The sequence below is a fragment of the Bacillus mycoides genome, assembly GCF_000832605.1.
Taxonomy (GTDB): Bacteria; Bacillota; Bacilli; order Bacillales; family Bacillaceae_G; genus Bacillus_A; species Bacillus_A mycoides.
This window is the reverse complement of record NZ_CP009692.1, coordinates 3,841,778-3,857,340: the sequence shown is the minus strand read 5'-3', so window position 1 is coordinate 3,857,340 and position 15,563 is coordinate 3,841,778. Positions and strand designations below refer to the sequence as shown.

18 protein-coding genes and 1 pseudogene are annotated in these 15,563 nt (G+C 33.7%); 14 read left to right on the top strand and 5 right to left on the bottom strand.

What is annotated here, in order from left to right; all coding sequences use genetic code 11:
* Positions 1-21: 21 nt before the first annotated feature.
* On the bottom strand, positions 22-183 hold the full coding sequence (locus tag BG05_RS21580) for a YjcZ family sporulation protein (protein ID WP_002012392.1): 162 nt from the start codon (positions 181-183) through the stop codon (positions 22-24).
* Between the two features lie 224 nt (positions 184-407).
* Here BG05_RS21580 and BG05_RS21575 point away from each other — a divergent pair, with 224 nt between their 5' ends.
* The 4 genes from BG05_RS21575 to BG05_RS21565 all read left to right on the top strand — a co-directional run bounded on the left by BG05_RS21575 (position 408) and on the right by BG05_RS21565 (position 3,252).
* The gene (locus BG05_RS21575) at positions 408-1,160 is read left to right on the top strand and encodes a YwqG family protein (protein ID WP_002012394.1); all 753 of its coding nucleotides are present in this window, start codon (positions 408-410) and stop codon (positions 1,158-1,160) included.
* Between the two features lie 145 nt (positions 1,161-1,305).
* The gene (locus BG05_RS21570) at positions 1,306-2,466 is read left to right on the top strand and encodes a transglutaminase domain-containing protein (RefSeq protein WP_002165942.1); all 1,161 of its coding nucleotides are present in this window, start codon (positions 1,306-1,308) and stop codon (positions 2,464-2,466) included.
* Between the two features lie 109 nt (positions 2,467-2,575).
* Complete coding sequence (locus tag BG05_RS30050) at positions 2,576-2,701, top strand: DUF4083 family protein (RefSeq protein ID WP_367946518.1); 126 nt, start codon at positions 2,576-2,578, stop codon at positions 2,699-2,701.
* 89 nt (positions 2,702-2,790) lie between these two features.
* Positions 2,791-3,252, top strand: a complete 462-nt coding sequence (locus tag BG05_RS21565) for an NUDIX hydrolase (protein WP_002130989.1) — start codon at positions 2,791-2,793, stop codon at positions 3,250-3,252.
* Between the two features lie 44 nt (positions 3,253-3,296).
* Here BG05_RS21565 and nadE read toward each other — a convergent pair whose 3' ends face one another.
* Positions 3,297-4,115, bottom strand: coding sequence for an ammonia-dependent NAD(+) synthetase (nadE, locus tag BG05_RS21560; protein ID WP_002012398.1), 819 nt, complete (start codon positions 4,113-4,115; stop codon positions 3,297-3,299).
* A gap of 270 nt (positions 4,116-4,385) precedes the next feature.
* On the opposite strand from nadE, the gene BG05_RS21555 reads away from it, so the two are divergent.
* The 3 genes from BG05_RS21555 to BG05_RS21540 all read left to right on the top strand — a co-directional run bounded on the left by BG05_RS21555 (position 4,386) and on the right by BG05_RS21540 (position 7,954).
* On the top strand, positions 4,386-6,266 hold the full coding sequence (locus BG05_RS21555) for an FtsX-like permease family protein (protein ID WP_002012400.1): 1,881 nt from the start codon (positions 4,386-4,388) through the stop codon (positions 6,264-6,266).
* A gap of 119 nt (positions 6,267-6,385) precedes the next feature.
* Positions 6,386-6,673: an AbrB/MazE/SpoVT family DNA-binding domain-containing protein gene (locus tag BG05_RS21550; RefSeq protein ID WP_002012401.1), complete on the top strand. Its 288-nt coding sequence runs from the start codon at positions 6,386-6,388 to the stop codon at positions 6,671-6,673.
* A 330-nt stretch (positions 6,674-7,003) separates the two neighbouring features.
* Positions 7,004-7,954 (top strand): serine protease, encoded by a 951-nt coding sequence (locus BG05_RS21540; protein WP_002012402.1) that lies wholly within the window; start codon positions 7,004-7,006, stop codon positions 7,952-7,954.
* A 40-nt stretch (positions 7,955-7,994) separates the two neighbouring features.
* On the opposite strand, the gene BG05_RS21535 is transcribed toward BG05_RS21540, so the two are convergent.
* Positions 7,995-8,303 (bottom strand): ArsR/SmtB family transcription factor, encoded by a 309-nt coding sequence (locus tag BG05_RS21535; RefSeq protein ID WP_002012403.1) that lies wholly within the window; start codon positions 8,301-8,303, stop codon positions 7,995-7,997.
* A gap of 107 nt (positions 8,304-8,410) precedes the next feature.
* Between BG05_RS21535 and BG05_RS21530 the strand changes: the two genes are divergently transcribed.
* Together BG05_RS21530 and BG05_RS21525 are read left to right on the top strand one after the other, a co-directional pair.
* Positions 8,411-9,346 (top strand): aldo/keto reductase, encoded by a 936-nt coding sequence (locus BG05_RS21530; RefSeq protein ID WP_003188755.1) that lies wholly within the window; start codon positions 8,411-8,413, stop codon positions 9,344-9,346.
* A 49-nt stretch (positions 9,347-9,395) separates the two neighbouring features.
* Positions 9,396-9,599: a hypothetical protein gene (locus BG05_RS21525; RefSeq protein ID WP_002012406.1), complete on the top strand. Its 204-nt coding sequence runs from the start codon at positions 9,396-9,398 to the stop codon at positions 9,597-9,599.
* A gap of 30 nt (positions 9,600-9,629) precedes the next feature.
* Here the strand turns inward: BG05_RS21525 and BG05_RS21520 are convergent, their stop codons facing one another.
* Positions 9,630-9,854 carry a hypothetical protein gene (locus BG05_RS21520; RefSeq protein WP_002012407.1) on the bottom strand — a complete coding sequence of 75 codons (225 nt, stop codon included), beginning with the start codon at positions 9,852-9,854 and terminating at the stop codon, positions 9,630-9,632.
* 84 nt (positions 9,855-9,938) lie between these two features.
* On the bottom strand, positions 9,939-10,286 hold the full coding sequence (locus BG05_RS21515; protein ID WP_000426320.1) for a DUF4257 domain-containing protein: 348 nt from the start codon (positions 10,284-10,286) through the stop codon (positions 9,939-9,941).
* Positions 10,287-10,482: 196 nt separating this feature from the next.
* On the opposite strand from BG05_RS21515, the pseudogene BG05_RS21510 reads away from it, so the two are divergent.
* From BG05_RS21510 to BG05_RS21490, 5 genes and pseudogenes are all read left to right on the top strand, one after another.
* Positions 10,483-11,009 (top strand): annotated as a pseudogene (locus BG05_RS21510) (DinB family protein).
* A gap of 182 nt (positions 11,010-11,191) precedes the next feature.
* On the top strand, positions 11,192-12,241 hold the full coding sequence (gene rsgA / locus BG05_RS21505; RefSeq protein ID WP_002165939.1) for a ribosome small subunit-dependent GTPase A: 1,050 nt from the start codon (positions 11,192-11,194) through the stop codon (positions 12,239-12,241).
* A 208-nt stretch (positions 12,242-12,449) separates the two neighbouring features.
* On the top strand, positions 12,450-14,432 hold the full coding sequence (locus BG05_RS21500; protein WP_002012412.1) for a methyl-accepting chemotaxis protein: 1,983 nt from the start codon (positions 12,450-12,452) through the stop codon (positions 14,430-14,432).
* A 164-nt stretch (positions 14,433-14,596) separates the two neighbouring features.
* Positions 14,597-14,902 (top strand): hypothetical protein, encoded by a 306-nt coding sequence (locus tag BG05_RS21495; protein ID WP_002012413.1) that lies wholly within the window; start codon positions 14,597-14,599, stop codon positions 14,900-14,902.
* 266 nt (positions 14,903-15,168) lie between these two features.
* On the top strand, positions 15,169-15,537 hold the full coding sequence (locus BG05_RS21490; RefSeq protein ID WP_002165937.1) for a DUF3979 family protein: 369 nt from the start codon (positions 15,169-15,171) through the stop codon (positions 15,535-15,537).
* Positions 15,538-15,563 lie beyond the last annotated feature (26 nt).

Here is a 15,563-nt window from a genome sequence, read left to right as displayed (position 1 = left end):
TTACAATAGTTTTTAAGTTTACTAGCAGCCTACAAAGCCGCCCCAACAGCTAGCTCCGATGATGATTAGAAGGATAAATAAAACGATTAATAAAGCGAAACCTCCATAACCACAACCGCCACCACAACTACCGCCGTAACCGTAACCACCGCCGTAACCGCCGCAACTATATCCGTAACCCATGTGGAATTCCTCCTTAAATTAAAAATAAAAATGAACGAGGGGAAAATATACTGGAAGAAATAAAGAACTATCGTGTTTGTAGGAACAATGTATACTATGCTTTTTTAAACTTGTTCGCGTACGAGGGATAAGCCCGTTTTTTGGAGGGCTTGTTGAATTTACAATGAATGAAGTATAATCTTTGTGCTATGATACAAATAAGTATGTAAATGTAAGGAGAATTTATGGAACAGAAAATTGAAATATTAATTGATAAATATGAACTAACACATTTGAAACAGGAACTTATTAATACTGTATTTCCTTGTGTAAAAGTTGTGCCAAAACAACAGGAAATAATTGCGATAGGCAGTTCGAAAATGGGCGGAGTTCCTGATTTGCCAAATACATTTGAATATCCAACATACAAAGAGAATCCGTTATGTTTTATCGCACAATTTAATTTAAGTGATTTACAAAACGTTGGTATGGATCACAATCTTCCTAAGACAGGGATGTTATATTTCTTTAGTATTGAAAATTACTTTGAAGAAGATGTAAATCCAAACGAAGCTGGACGTGTACTTTATTATGATATCCCTGTAGAGCAATTACGTAGAGCAGATGAAATACAAGCGAAATATAACCAGTGTGCAATTACTTTTGAACTGACGTATAAATTACCGGAGCTTTTCATTGAAGATGAGGCGGATTCAGATCGTTTCTTGCAATTACTTGAAGAGCTAATCCCAGACAACTATGATAATCATCAAATGTTTGGAGAACCATTCTCTGTACAAGAGGAAGTATTATATGAGACAGGAGAATATATGGGGATAGAGCCACAGCAAATGACGCTTTTATTCCAAATTGATTCAGATCATAAAAATTGTAATATGGTTTGGGGAGAATTAGGAATGCTATATTTCTGTATTAGTAATGAAGATTTGAAAAATCGACGTTTTGAAAATACATGTTGTGTGTTACAAACTTGTTAATGAAGAAGGTTGTTCTTGTAAAAAGAACAACCTTTTTACAATGTTAAATATGCATAATCTCATATGACCTATTTTGAAAAGTATTGTATACTCTGAAACTATACGATACTTTTTTGTATAGTTATAGAATGTAAGGAGTGACAAGATGGGAAAGACAAGTAAGTATGTGACAGCTGCCGCACTTTGTTCAACTATAGTAATGGGAGGCTTACAAGCGTCATCTGTATCTTATGCGGCTACGAATCCGACTACAGTGACAACACAATCAGATGCAAAGTTGTTAAATGATTTCAGAAAAGAATTAAAAAAACAGATTGATAATCGTGAAGAAAATATTACAATCGCATATAAAACAAAAGATAGAGATGCTAGAAAGATTATGGACCAATTGTACGGCGAGTTTAATAAAATCGTAGATGCTGATGAGTATGTAAAATATAATGTAGCATCTACTAGGTATTCTATAAAAGGTATGCCAGGGAATTATACGTTTACATTACAAGTGGAGTATCGTGAATCAAAAGAGCAAACACAGTATGTAAAGTCTCAGGCGAAAGCAATTGTAAATTCTATCATTAAACAAGGCATGGATGAACATGAAAAAGTGAAAGCTATTCATGATTATGTTGTGAAAGAAGTATCATATGATACTTCTTATCAAGCATATACAGCGTATGAAGCGTTAGCGAATCGTTCTGCCGTTTGCCAAGGATATACATTGTTAACATATCAATTACTAAAAGAAGCAGGTATTCAAAATCATATTGTAACAGGTACAGGGAATGGACAAGCTCACGCATGGAATTTAGTGAACATTGATAACAAGTGGTACCACCTTGATACTACATTCGATGATCCAGTTCCTGATAAAGCTGGGCGCGTAACATATTCATATTTTAATATGTCTGATGAACAATTAAGCAAAGACCATCAATGGGATCGTAGTGAATATCCAGCGGCAACTACAAGCTACTTCAACGAATTAACAAGCAAAATAAAAGCCGGTAGTTCAAAAACTGCTGTATATGAACAAATGTTAAAAGAAACAAATTTAAAGTATTTATCTGCACAATACGGAGCGGAAAATTACAATGAGTTTAAGAAAAAATTACAGCAACAATTTGCTTCCAAGCCAGAAAAAGTAGAAGTACGATATAAGCAGTCAATGGATGGAACGATGCAAGATATAAAGAAAGTACTAGATGAAATAGCTTGGCCAAAAGGTGCAAAGCGTGTATCTTATCAAGTTGCGCCATATAGTGCAATGGCAGGTTATTCATTAGCGACAATTACATTTACGTATTAATGAAAAAGAGCATCTTTAAAAGGTGCTCTTTTTGTGTTTGATTTATAATATCGTTGACTATTTAGAATTGCGTGATAAAATAATTGGAAATAGAGGATGTGATAGCTGAATGAATTTGTTCGAAAATAATATATTTGCATTGATATATTTTTGTCTAGTAATCGGGCTTATCGTTTTGTTTTTTGTATCATTTACTCTGTTCATTAAAAGATTATTGCAAAAAAACAACATGTGATTAATATGAATCAGAAGTTAGATCGGATTATTGAATTGCTTGAAAAAGATAAAAAAGAATAATGGAAGATGGATAAAAAGGAGAAGCAGATGGCGAATTATATAAAGGAATTACGTGAAAAAATAGGGCATGATTATGTTATTTTGAATTTTGCAGGAGGTTGTGTATTTAATGAATTTGGTGAAGTGCTTCTGCAAAAAAGAGGAGACTTTAATGCTTGGGGATTTCCAGGCGGTGCAATGGAGATCGGGGAATCTGCGGCAGAAACTGCGATTCGAGAAATAAAAGAAGAAACAGGATATGATGTGGAAATTGATGAGCTCATTGGTGTGTATACGAAATATTTTCAAGCATATCCGAATGGAGATCAGGCACAGGCAATTGTAATATTCTTTAAGTTTTCAATCGTTGGAGGGAATACAAAAATAGACGGTGATGAAACGTTAGATTTGCAGTTTTTCCCTTTAGACAAAATGCCGCCATTGTTTAATAAACAACATGAAGATTGCTTGCAGGATTTATTAGAGAAAAGAGTAGGGGTATATCGTTAACGTATAAAAAAGAAGCTAAATGAGATTAGCTTCTTTTTTATGTTCTATTTCCACCAATCATCAAACATTGACGCTGGTACTTGTCTTTTATGTTCACTCACTTTGTAACGCTTCTCGATCTTTTCAGCAACGTCAGCTGGAACGGATTTACCTTCTAAATAGTCATCTAATTGATCGTAAGTAATGCCTAGCTCTGTTTCATCAGCTTGACCTGGTTTTTCATCTAATAAATCAGCTGTTGGCATTTTTAAGTAAAGTCGCTCGTCTGCACCTAATTCTTGTAATAAATCACGTCCTTGGCGTTTCGTTAATCCCGTTAATGGTAATAAATCTGCACCGCCATCTCCGAATTTTGTGAAGAAACCTGTTACAGCTTCAGCAGCATGATCAGTTCCGATAACGAGTAGCCCTTGTTGTCCGCCGATTGCGTATTGTGTAACCATGCGAATGCGTGCTTTTACGTTTCCTTTATTGAAATCTGTTAATGATTCACCTAATAAGTTTTCGTATTGATTTGAGAAGGAATCAACAGTTGAAGCGATATCAAAAGCAACAGACTGATCAGCTTGAATAAATTGTAATGCTAATTGTGCATCATCTTCATCTTTTTGTACTTTGTATGGAAGACGTACGGAGATAAACGTTGCGTTACCACCTTCATTACGAACTTCTTCGACTGCAAGCTGTGCTAAACGTCCTGCCAGTGTAGAGTCTTGTCCGCCGCTAATTCCAAGTACAAATCCTTTTGCACCTGTAGTTTTTAAATAAGCTTTTAAGAAATCAATTCGTTTACGAATTTCTACTTTCGGATCAATTACAGGCTGAACATGTAATGCTTTCATAATTTGTTCTTGTAATGTCATTATGTTTTCCTCCTATTCATATTAAAGCGGTAAATAAGTTTATATGTATATTGGTACATACTTCTATCCTTTATTATTTCGCAAAACTAACGAATATACAATAGGATGCGTGTATGAATATGAATGTAGTCATTATAATGAAACTGTTTTATATAAGCAATTGTTTAAAACCTTTCAATAATGTAAGGTTTTTGTCATTTGAATCGATGGAAGGTATTTCCGAACTTTACTAATATAAAAGTATAGTTAGTAGAAGGGCGGAGAAGTAGTATGAACATTAGAGAACTCGCATTTCGAAATGTAACGCGAAATAGACGAACATACTCAGCTTATTTTTTGAGTAGTGCATTTGCAATTATGGCCTTTTTTGTGTATTCATTTTTTGCGTTTCATCCGGCATTAAGTGCTGGAGAATTAGGACAGTACGTATTCGTAAGTATGTCTTTTGCGCAATCTATTATTTACTTATTTACATTCTTCTTTATTTTATATTCAATGGGAATGTTTTTAAAAACGAGAAAGCGTGAACTAGGAATTTTAATGATGTTAGGTATGACGAAATATCAATTAAAGCGTCTTATCTTCTTTGAAAATATAATGATTGGAATAGGGGCAATAATTTTTGGGATTCTTTCAGGTATGTTGTTTTCAGGAATATTAATATTTGTAGCTCCGATGATATTAAAACTAGATATCTCTTTATCCTATTACATACCGATGAAAGCGATTGTTGTAACGAGTATTATGTTTTTCGTATTATTTATGATCATTTCATTGTTTAGTGCAGGAATGGTTCGTAAAAATAAAATTATGAAATTGTTTAGAGGATCAGCAGAGGCGAAGCCAGAACCGAAGGCATCTATAATTTCTTCTATATTAGCAGTAGTATTGCTTAGTGCTGGTTATGCAGGAGCTCTTATGTCACATGGTGCAATGGTATTTATAATGATGATTCCTGTTACAACGGTAGTCATTATTGGTACGTATTTGCTGTACAAGCAGTTGAGCGTCTTTATTATTAGACTATGTAAAAAAAGTAAACGTTTCTATTGGACACAGACAAATATTATTACTTTGTCAGATTTAGCATACCGTATGAGAGATAACGCAAGAATGTTCTTTATTGTAACGATTATTTCAACAGTAGCATTTTCAGCAATAGGTACATTGGTTGGGTTTGCTTCGATGACGAAAGAAATTATGGACAGACCAATTGCGTTTCACTATCAGTCTAAGCAAGGTAATAGCAATGAGCCACAGCATCTGAAAATCATTGACGAAGGATTAAAGAAACATAATATAGCAGCTTCAAAAATAAATATTTCATCGAAGAAAACGGAGGAGCAGTCGTTAAGAAGCGCCATTTTTATAAAAGAATCAGATTATAAAGAATATGCAAAGTTAACAGGAGAACCATTTAATACTGTATCAAATAAAGAGGCTTTATTTTTGTCAGTCGAAATACCCGGACCACCGATGAAAGAAAGAAAAGAAATTACTTTACCAAATATGAATGAACCTTTAAATGTGAAAAAAGTTAATACTTCTTCATTAAGTAAAATACTAAGAGGTAATGTGTATGTAATCTCTAAAAATCAATATGATTCATTACAAGATGGATTTAAAGAAGAAAAAGATTATATGTATAAAACACAATCCGCTAAAGATGAAATTGAGGTTGGTAAAGAGCTTACGAATCAGATTAAGCCTTATCAAGAACATTCAACGTTTAGTGCAGAAGAGTACGATCAAAATCAAAGTCTACAAATCGCAGGACCCATTTTATTTGTAGGTTTCTTTATTGGTATTGTATTTTTCGTTTGTGCAGGAAGCTTCCTTTACTTCCGTTTATTTTCAGATTTGGAGGACGATACTCGTTTATTTGAAATGATTCGAAAAGTTGGATTGACGAGAGGGGAATTATCGAAAGTAGTCACAATCCGCTTAGCGCTTTTATTCTTCGTTCCAGTTGGAGTTGCAACATTACACGGGGCAGTAGCATTAACTGCGTTAGGACAAATGTTTGAGTACTCACTGTTTAAAGAAAATACAATTGTATTAAGTATTTTCGTAGGTATTCAAGTTGTATACTTCTTAATTATACGATCGCGTTATTTAAAACAATTGAAAGAAAGATTGAATATTCGTTAAATGTGTTTTTTTAACTTTTGTACTATATTTTCTAAAAAGAGTAAGGCATTACCAAATATATAGTGATAAAATGAAAATAGCGAGGTGAAAAAAATAATAGAGAGTAAGGGGGGAGTAACATGAAAGCAACAGGAATTATTCGAAAAGTAGATGAATTGGGACGTATAGTTATTCCTAAAGAATTACGGGATGTATTAGGAATACAAATCAAATCACCACTTGAAATTTTTGTAGAAGAAGACAAAGTCATTTTACAAAAATATCAACCATACAATGCTTGTCAAATAACAGGTGATGTTTCAGATCAAAATATTTCATTAGCAAATGGAAACATTACTGTTAGTATAGAAGGCGCAAAACATGTAATAAAAGAAATTGAGCAGTTTTTGAACAAGAGTAAGATTTAGTCTTAATTTATCCCGCTATTTGTGGGCAGTAAAACTCCCACCTCAAAACTCGGCTGAAGCAAAGAAGTTAGGTGGGAGATCAATTGCCCGTAAACGCCCGATTGGTGAGGGCTAATAATCAGTGGGGGATGAACACCACTGATTATAGTTTCACTTTATATTATTCTATTGAAAAACTGAAAAAGAAAAGGACCATTAATGGTCCTTTTCTTTTGTTTATTGAGAAACATTTGAGAGGAAGGGAAATGGAACGAATAAAACGAATGTTAAATCTAAACGCATTCAATAGTGGTCTGAAATGAAAATAATATATTTTCAGGAGGGATTACGATGAATAGTAGTACAGCGAATAAACAAAAAGGCATTAAATTAATTCCGTTTACTGTAAATAAAGTGGTTGAACAAGTAAATGAAATTCCACCAGGTGTACAATTGATTCATGCTCCGCAAGTATGGGAAAAGAGCGCGAAAGGAAAAGACATTGTCGTTGCTGTTTTAGATACAGGTTGTGATGTAAATCATGTTGATTTAAAAGATCGTATTATTGGTGGGAGAAATTTCACAAAAGATTATGAAGGAAATCCCAATATTTATCTTGATAATAATGGGCATGGTACTCATGTAGCGGGGACAATTGCAGCGACTGAAAATGGAGTGGGTGTACTAGGAGTCGCACCACTTTCTAAAATGTTAGTTTTAAAAGTATTAGCTGGAGATGGTTCTGGAAGTTATGAGCAAATTATTGAGGCCATTCATTATGCTGTAAATTGGAGAGGACCGAATAAAGAGAAAGTGAGAATTATTTCAATGTCACTTGGTGGTCCGCAAGATGTACCAGAGTTACATGAAGCTATTCAAAATGCGGTAAAACAAGACGTACTTGTCGTGTGCGCTGCAGGAAATGATGGAGATTGTAACGATGATACTGAAGAATTAGATTTTCCAGGTGCTTATTCTGAAGTAATTGAAGTAGGTGCTGTTAATTTAGAGCGGAAAATTTCATGCTTTAGTAATTCAAATCAAGAAATTGATTTAGTAGCGCCGGGTGATGAAATACTGTCTACGTATCCAGAGGGGAAATATGCGGTATTAAGTGGCACTTCAATGGCGACGCCGCATGTCGCTGGGGCGCTAGCACTTCTCATAAAGCAGTGTGAGAGAGAGTATGGTAGAAAATTATCAGAGCCGGAAATATATGCGCAACTTATAAAAAGGACTGTACCTTTAGGGTATGAACGTACATCTGAAGGGAATGGATTAATAGATTTATTAAAAGAATAGTAATTACTAAAAAACATCTCATATTTATATGAGATGTTTTTTAGTATGGTTCTGTTGCATGTACTACAACATCTAATAAACCAGGGAATCTAGTATTTAAATCTTCTTCACGAATTGAAATGAAACGTTGCGTTCCCTCAAGTCGTGTAAACATAACACCAGATTCACGTAACACTTTGAAATGATGAGATAAAGTTGATTTCGCAATTGGAATGTTTAACGCACCACAAGATTGTTCATTTTTCTCTAGTAGCATAGTTACAATTTGTAAACGAATTTGATCGCTAAGTGCATATAAGACAGAAGAGAATTGAATTTCTTCTCGATTTGGATGATAGAGAGTACGCATTTTTTCACCTGCTTGTATAAGTTAATATATTTGCACTATAACATATAAAGTGGTATATTTCTATTGTTCGAATATAATCGAACAATAGAAATATAGGGGGGTAAAAAATGAAGTATACAAAATTGCAAAAGGCAGGACTAAATATTTCGAAGTTGGGGTTAGGAACAAACGCTGTTGGGGGACATAATTTATATGCTGATGTGAATGAGGAAGAAGGAAAAAGATTAATAGAAGAAGCAATTCAGCAAGGGATTACATTTTTTGATACAGCAGATTCATACGGTTTCGGTAGATCAGAGGAATTGGTAGGAGAAGTATTAAAAGGAAAACGCCACGAGTTTGTACTTGCTACAAAAGGTGGAATTCAGCCATTATTAAATGGAGAGGTTCATATTAATAATGAACGAAGCTATTTAAGAAATGCTGTGGAAAATAGCTTAAGAAGATTACAAACTGATTATATTGATTTATATTATTTACATTTTACAAATCCTGAAACAAGTTACATAGATTCAATTGGAGAACTTACTCGCCTAAAAGAAGAGGGGAAAATTCGTTCAATTGGAATATCTAACGTAAATGTAGAGCAATTAAAAGAAGCGAATCAGCACGGACATATAGATGTTGTACAATCACCGTATAATATGTTGGATCGTGCTGCTGGGGAAGAACTTTTGCCATATTGTATAGAATCAGGTATTTCATTTATACCGTACGGACCTCTTGCTTTTGGGATACTAGGCGGGAAATATACAGAATATTTTAAATTAAACGAAGGCGATTGGCGTCAAAGTGTAAATCTATTTGAAGAAAATACATATAAAAATAACTTTAAAAAAGTTGAGATGTTAAAAGATTTAGCTAAAGAAATGAATCTTGAAGTATCACATTTAGCTTTAGCGTGGCTATTAAATAAAAAAGGAATTGATACTGTTATTCCTGGTGGGAAACGAGCGAAGCAAATAAGCGAAAGTGTAAGAGCAGTGGATGTTTCATTGAATGAAAAAGTTATGAAAGAGATTGAATCTATTTTAGAAGATTAGTTGAAAAGAGGGAACTATCCCTCTTTTTATATAAAAAGAGAAGAAATACATGAAGGAGCTTTTGAGTGCAGGGGGTAAAAAAAGTAGACAAATAATAGAAATGTATTGTAATAAAATTATGGGGAATCCAAAAATAAAAATCCCTAAAGAGATAGGGATTTATATATCGGCATATAGTTCCTTGGAAAAGGATATACTTAGTTTAACATATAGGAATACTTATATTTGTGAAATAGATGTGAAAGTAATGTGAAAAATGCCGTAATAAAAAGCACTGTTTTAGCTAAAACAGTGCTTTTCGTTTAGATTGAACTGTTGCCGCATTTTCATCATGTATTCCTGCTTCTTCAATAATTCGTTTTTTTACTTTATTTAATAGATGGTCTACTGCCTCACCAAAATAGTTAGCTTCGCTTTTTGTGCGGGCTTCTCGTAAACATTTATAGTTTTCTAGCAGTTCCTCTTTTTCGGTGTTTGTTAAGAAATCTTCTATTTTCTTTTTTGTCATACGAAACACCCTTTCTTCTGACAAACGACGCAATAGAAAATATTTATTTTTTATTATAACAATAATTTTTAGAGAAAGTATAGACTAACGTCGTAATAGTTTGTCAATTTCTTGGATTTTCTCATCAGCTTTCCCAATTTGCGTATTTTTAGCCTGTTCACCACCAAGAGCTTGGTGAAGTAAAAACGTTTGACCGGAAATAGCGGTCACAATGGAGACTTTTATAATTTCTTTTATTAAGGTGACATCGAATAAAACGAGTCCAAGAAGTGCGGCGAGGCTACCTGTAAAAATATCAGTTAAAAATCCAAAATGAAAAAAAGTTTTTAAACGGCGTGGAAGCAATAACTTGCCTTGGTTATTGATTAGATGGGAAACGAAGCCAGTAATGCCACCAACGAGAACTGCGGTTAGCCATTGATACATTTCCATCGAATCCACTCCTTTTAGTGAATAAGATTCGATAATTTTATATTGATTCCTTTTAATATTTCATATAAGCATATTGAGAAAGTTTGTTTAGGTTTATTCCGTATTCAATTTAATTGTAACAGAAAAATCTGATATATTTCAGTCTATTATATGAAGCGGTTATTCCTTAATATGAATGTAGAAAGGGGTGCGTGATATGAATATAGATTATCGAATAAGAAGTGTAGATGGTTATACAAAAAATATAGGGGAATTAGTAAGCATGCTGGAACATACGAGGGCTGTAACATTACAGGAAATAAACGAGCTATCAGTTGAGCAATTAGATTTAATTATGCCGAGTGGAGGGAATTCCATCGGAGCGTTACTAAAGCATATAGCAGCTATTGAAAAAGCACATCAGCTTATTTCATTTCAAAAGCGTGACTTTACAAAAGAAGAATTAGAAATATGGGAAGATGCACTGTATTTAGGGGAAGCAGGGAAATCTATTCGTGGCTATGACATACCGTATTATGTACAACTTTTGCAAAAAGTGAGAGAAGAAACACTAAAGTGTTTGAGTGAACAGGATGACGAATGGCTAATGTCAGAAAGAAAGTGGCCTAATGGCGTAGCGTAAATCAGCACTACCTTTGGTTTCATGTGCTAGAAGATGAAATTAGTCATCGCGGACAAATTAAAATGCTAAAAAATAAGTTATTTGAAAATTACGTTAAATAAGGTAGCTTTTTAATGGGATATTCCATATAATGAGAGTAATTAAAATTAGAACGGGGTGATGTATTATGGCGAAATTAACTTATATGAATAATAAACCAAATACAAAGGTGGACGGAAAGGGCGATACTCTATAAGTGAGCGCACAATCCTTCCACTAAGTTCAAACTAGGGAGGATATCAATTTGGATCAAAATATTTTAGAATCTTTCGGATGGGATTCTTTTTTTGAAGAACAAGCTGTAGAGAACTATGAAGTAGGGCGTATTTTACTTGAGCATAAGCATATATATCGGATTATTTGTAATGATGGTGAATATGTAGCGGAACTGTCTGGGAAGTTTCGTCATGAAGCGTTAACGAAGGGAGATTATCCGGCAGTTGGGGATTGGGTATATATAAAGAAAATAGAAAATGAGAAAAAGGCAATTATTCACCGTATTTTTCCGAGAAGAAGTTCTTTTTCAAGACAAGAAGCTGGTAACAGAACTGAAGAACAAATTATCGCAACAAATGTAGATTATCTATTTTTAGTGAATGCACTTAACCATGATTTCAACGTAAGAAGGATGGAACGTTATTTGCTGGTGGCTTATGAGAGCGGTGCAATGCCTGTTATTGTTTTAACGAAGAGTAGTTTATGTGAAGATGTGGAACAGAAAATTGCAGAAACTGAAGCGGTAGCAATCGGTGTTCCTATATTTGTTGTTGATAGCTTAGTGTACGTCGGAATAGAATTATTGCAACAATTTGTTTCACCAGGAAAAACAATTGCTTTAGTTGGATCTTCAGGTGCAGGGAAATCTACTTTATTAAATGCATTAATAGGAACAGATGTAGCAAAAACCGGAGATATACGTGAAGAAGATAGTAAAGGAAGGCATACGACAACTCACCGTGAATTGTTCCAATTACCGAGTGGCGGTTTAGTAATTGATACGCCTGGTATGAGGGAACTTCAGCTTTGGGAAGGAAGCACGGCAATTCAAACTACATTTTCCGATATTGAAGATCTTGCAAATACTTGCCGCTTTCGAGATTGTAAACATGAAGGTGAACCAGGATGTGCAGTGCGAAATGCTATAGATAACGGAACTATACCCGTAGAGCGCTTACTAAGCTATAAAAAGCTGCAAAGAGAATTGGCATATGTTATGAGAAAACAAGATGCTATTCTCGCAAGAGCTGAGCGTGATAAGTGGAAGAAGATTTCTAAACAACATAAAAAAATGTAAAAAACCAAAGGACTATTCCTTTGGTTTTTTGTATTTGTAAATTTTATAATAATATTATTCATATATATAGACAAAGGGAGAATATTTGTTTAAACTTTACAAGGTGTTTATCAAAAACGAATTGTAAAAATAGAGGATAGGGAATGGGATATATTCATAATTGGTTATTTATCTTTAAAACTTAATATTTAAATGTATGAGGTTTGTAATGAGTAAACTGTTAAGGTGGTTTCGAGATATAAAAGTAGCAAAAAAGCTATTAATTTCATTTTTGATAATTTTAATTGCGGCTGTCTCTATTATTGGAGGAATGTCTTATCAAACGGCTAAAAAGAATTTTGAATCACAAATTACGAGTAGTGCTCACGATAATATAAAAATATTAGATAATTTAATCAATCAAATGATTGAGGCGAAATTTAACGAAGTAAATAACTTTGCACGAGTGATTCATAGTGATATGTATCAAGGAGATAATCAAGATGAATTAAGAAAGGTATTATCTCAATATATTAATTTAAATAAAGATATTGAACAAGTATATGTTGCCGGCAATGATAAGAAGTTTGTGCAAGAACCAAATATACAAATGGCAGCAGATTATGATCCAACAACTCGTTCTTGGTATAAAGATGCAGTGAGTAAACAAGGTGGAATCGTGGTCACTGAACCGTATAAGGCGAAAGGAAATGGACATATTGTCGTAACGATTGCGAAACAAACAGAAGATAAAAATGGTGTTGTTGCGGTAGATTTAAGTTTAGAGAATTTATTGAAAACAACAAAGTTAATCAATATTGGTAAAAAAGGATATACTTTCATTTTAGATGGAAAACAAAAAATAATTGCGCATCCTCAAGAAAAACCAGGAGATAAAGCAGCTGATTCTTGGGCAAAGAGAATTTACGAAGATAATCAAGGCACTTTTTCATACACGTATGATGGTAGTGAAAAGAAAATGGTATTTGCTACAAACTTAAAAACAGGTTGGAAAATCGGTGGAACGATGTACTCAAATGAAGTAATTGAAGCTGCTCAGCCTGTATTTTATAATATGTTAATTGTTATGCTTATTTCATTAGTTGTAGGAGGGGCACTTATTTATTTCGTAACTCTTTCTATTACAAAACCTTTAAAGAGATTAGTTGCCACTTCTAAAGAAATAAGTGAAGGAGATTTAACGCAAACAATTGAAATTCATTCAAACGATGAAATCGGTCAACTTGCAAAAGGTTTTAATGAAATGACAGATTCACTAAGAACGTTAATTGGAAGAATTAATACTTCAGCAGGGCATGTTGCAGCTGCATCTGAAGAGTTAACAGCAAGTGTGAGACAAGCGAGTGAAGCGACTGAACAAATTACATCAGCAATGGATGAAATATCAAGTGGTGCAACGACGCAAACAGCAAGCGTAGAAAATGGTGCTATGTTACTGTTTGATGTAACAGAAGGGATTCAACATGTAGCAAATAGCTCATCATCTATTAATACTGCTTCTGCTCACACTCGCGAAAAAGCAGAAGATGGTGGAAAGCTAGTTGGAAAAACAGTAAATCAAATGCAATCTATTGCGGAATCTGTTTCACAGTCAGATGCTGTTATTCAGTTGTTGAATAACAAATCAAAGCAAATTGGTGATATTTTAGAAGTTATTCAAAATATTGCAGATCAGACAAATCTTCTAGCTTTAAATGCTGCAATTGAGGCTGCAAGAGCTGGTGAGCATGGAAGAGGCTTTGCAATTGTTGCTGATGAAGTACGAAAATTAGCAGAACAATCTAGTGTATCATCAAGTGAAATTAGTAAATTAATTTGTGAAATACAAGATGATATGAGTAAGACAGTAAAATCTATGAATAATGTAAATGAAGAAGTGCAATCTGGACTTGTTATCGCAAATGAAACAAAACAAAATTTCACTGAAATTTTACAATCTACAAATGAAATTGCTGACCAAATTAAAACGATGGTTGAAACAGCTAATGGGATGTCAAAAGGTGCAAATGAAGTATCTATTTCGGTTGGTCAAATTGCTATGACGGCACAAAATAATGCGACGAGTACACAAAGTGTTGCAGCGTCAGCTGAGGAGCAGTTAGCTTCTATGGAAGAAATTGGTTCTGCGGCTGGTACACTATCTCAAATGGCTGAAGAGTTACAAGTATTAATTGAAAGATTTAAAGTATAAAAAGGGGAGGCTGTCTCAAAATAGCATTAGTGCTATTAGAGACAGTCTTTTAGCTGATAAACGGATTAGAGGTTCAATGTATTTAATGTTTGTCGAAAAATAGAGGAATTTGTTAAGCGGGTGTATAATTAATATAATATAGACTACGTTTAAAGGAGATCAGTATGGGAGTGTATTGGGGAACGAAAAGACATTCTTGGCTTAGCTATGTCTCGTTTTGGTTAAGCATTTTATTCTTTGTTGCTTTTTTAATTGAAGTGTTTGTATTTAAAACACTTTCAAATAGCTCATTACAAATCGTTAAATACTTTTATTTTATATTTGTTCCATTAAATATCATTCTTAGTTTAAGGTTATTATTTAAGAAGAATGAAAAGAAAATATTACCGATTTTTAGTTTAATTGTATCACTATTATTTGCAAGTTTAATTATAGTGTTAGCATTAGCAGCTACAGGAAAAGTCTTATGAGGAGAGTGATATAAATTACTCTTCTTTTTTGTGGTTTTTTAAGAGTTATAAGTAGTGTGTAGGAAATAAGGAAAGTGATAAGTTATCAGTAAGAGGACGTATTAGTGAATAGAGAGTGAACTGAAAATACTATATGTTTTGTATGTGTTTATAAAGCAAATGAATGCAGTAAGATTCGTGATATATGGTACAATAAACATGGATAGTGATAGAGATAAAGGGTATATAAAATACTCATCGTTTTTTAGTAAGAGAGGGGTTATCTTATGCTATACGAGGATTTGATGACATTATTCCAAGCTGCTCCGATAAAATTAGATAGAGGCGGCTGGAAATATATAATCCAGGAACAAAATGATAATTATGAAATTGTTGATGAAATGTTAAAAAAGCAAATGAATGTTGAATTGTATTTTAATGAGTATGATGAGGTGAAAATCACTTTATATAAAGATGGAAGCCCTATTACTACTATGCAAAGAATTGCTATTTCAAAAGTTGAGTTGGATGAAGAGGAAGAAGGCATTCAATTCGTATTGGAACGCATGCCAAGTCGAATGATTCGTTTGCAATTAAAGCCATATCTTGCAGTAGAAATGGGGCCGTACTGGGAAGTATGTGAAGACTGTGAATGAAGATGAAAAACATCCGTATACACGGA

What these genes read in the sequence shown, in the direction of transcription:
- BG05_RS21580 (WP_002012392.1), bottom strand. Translation starts at nt 183, where the DNA reads ATGGGTTACGGATATAGTTGCGGCGGTTACGGCGGTGGTTACGGTTAC.
- BG05_RS21575 (WP_002012394.1), top strand. Translation starts at nt 408, where the DNA reads ATGGAACAGAAAATTGAAATATTAATTGATAAATATGAACTAACACAT.
- BG05_RS21570 (WP_002165942.1), top strand. Translation starts at nt 1,306, where the DNA reads ATGGGAAAGACAAGTAAGTATGTGACAGCTGCCGCACTTTGTTCAACT.
- BG05_RS30050 (WP_367946518.1), top strand. Translation starts at nt 2,576, where the DNA reads ATGAATTTGTTCGAAAATAATATATTTGCATTGATATATTTTTGTCTA.
- BG05_RS21565 (WP_002130989.1), top strand. Translation starts at nt 2,791, where the DNA reads ATGGCGAATTATATAAAGGAATTACGTGAAAAAATAGGGCATGATTAT.
- nadE (WP_002012398.1), bottom strand. Translation starts at nt 4,115, where the DNA reads ATGACATTACAAGAACAAATTATGAAAGCATTACATGTTCAGCCTGTA.
- BG05_RS21555 (WP_002012400.1), top strand. Translation starts at nt 4,386, where the DNA reads ATGAACATTAGAGAACTCGCATTTCGAAATGTAACGCGAAATAGACGA.
- BG05_RS21550 (WP_002012401.1), top strand. Translation starts at nt 6,386, where the DNA reads ATGAAAGCAACAGGAATTATTCGAAAAGTAGATGAATTGGGACGTATA.
- BG05_RS21540 (WP_002012402.1), top strand. Translation starts at nt 7,004, where the DNA reads ATGAATAGTAGTACAGCGAATAAACAAAAAGGCATTAAATTAATTCCG.
- BG05_RS21535 (WP_002012403.1), bottom strand. Translation starts at nt 8,303, where the DNA reads ATGCGTACTCTCTATCATCCAAATCGAGAAGAAATTCAATTCTCTTCT.
- BG05_RS21530 (WP_003188755.1), top strand. Translation starts at nt 8,411, where the DNA reads ATGAAGTATACAAAATTGCAAAAGGCAGGACTAAATATTTCGAAGTTG.
- BG05_RS21525 (WP_002012406.1), top strand. Translation starts at nt 9,396, where the DNA reads ATGAAGGAGCTTTTGAGTGCAGGGGGTAAAAAAAGTAGACAAATAATA.
- BG05_RS21520 (WP_002012407.1), bottom strand. Translation starts at nt 9,854, where the DNA reads ATGACAAAAAAGAAAATAGAAGATTTCTTAACAAACACCGAAAAAGAG.
- BG05_RS21515 (WP_000426320.1), bottom strand. Translation starts at nt 10,286, where the DNA reads ATGGAAATGTATCAATGGCTAACCGCAGTTCTCGTTGGTGGCATTACT.
- BG05_RS21500 (WP_002012412.1), top strand. Translation starts at nt 12,450, where the DNA reads ATGAGTAAACTGTTAAGGTGGTTTCGAGATATAAAAGTAGCAAAAAAG.
- BG05_RS21495 (WP_002012413.1), top strand. Translation starts at nt 14,597, where the DNA reads ATGGGAGTGTATTGGGGAACGAAAAGACATTCTTGGCTTAGCTATGTC.
- BG05_RS21490 (WP_002165937.1), top strand. Translation starts at nt 15,169, where the DNA reads ATGCTATACGAGGATTTGATGACATTATTCCAAGCTGCTCCGATAAAA.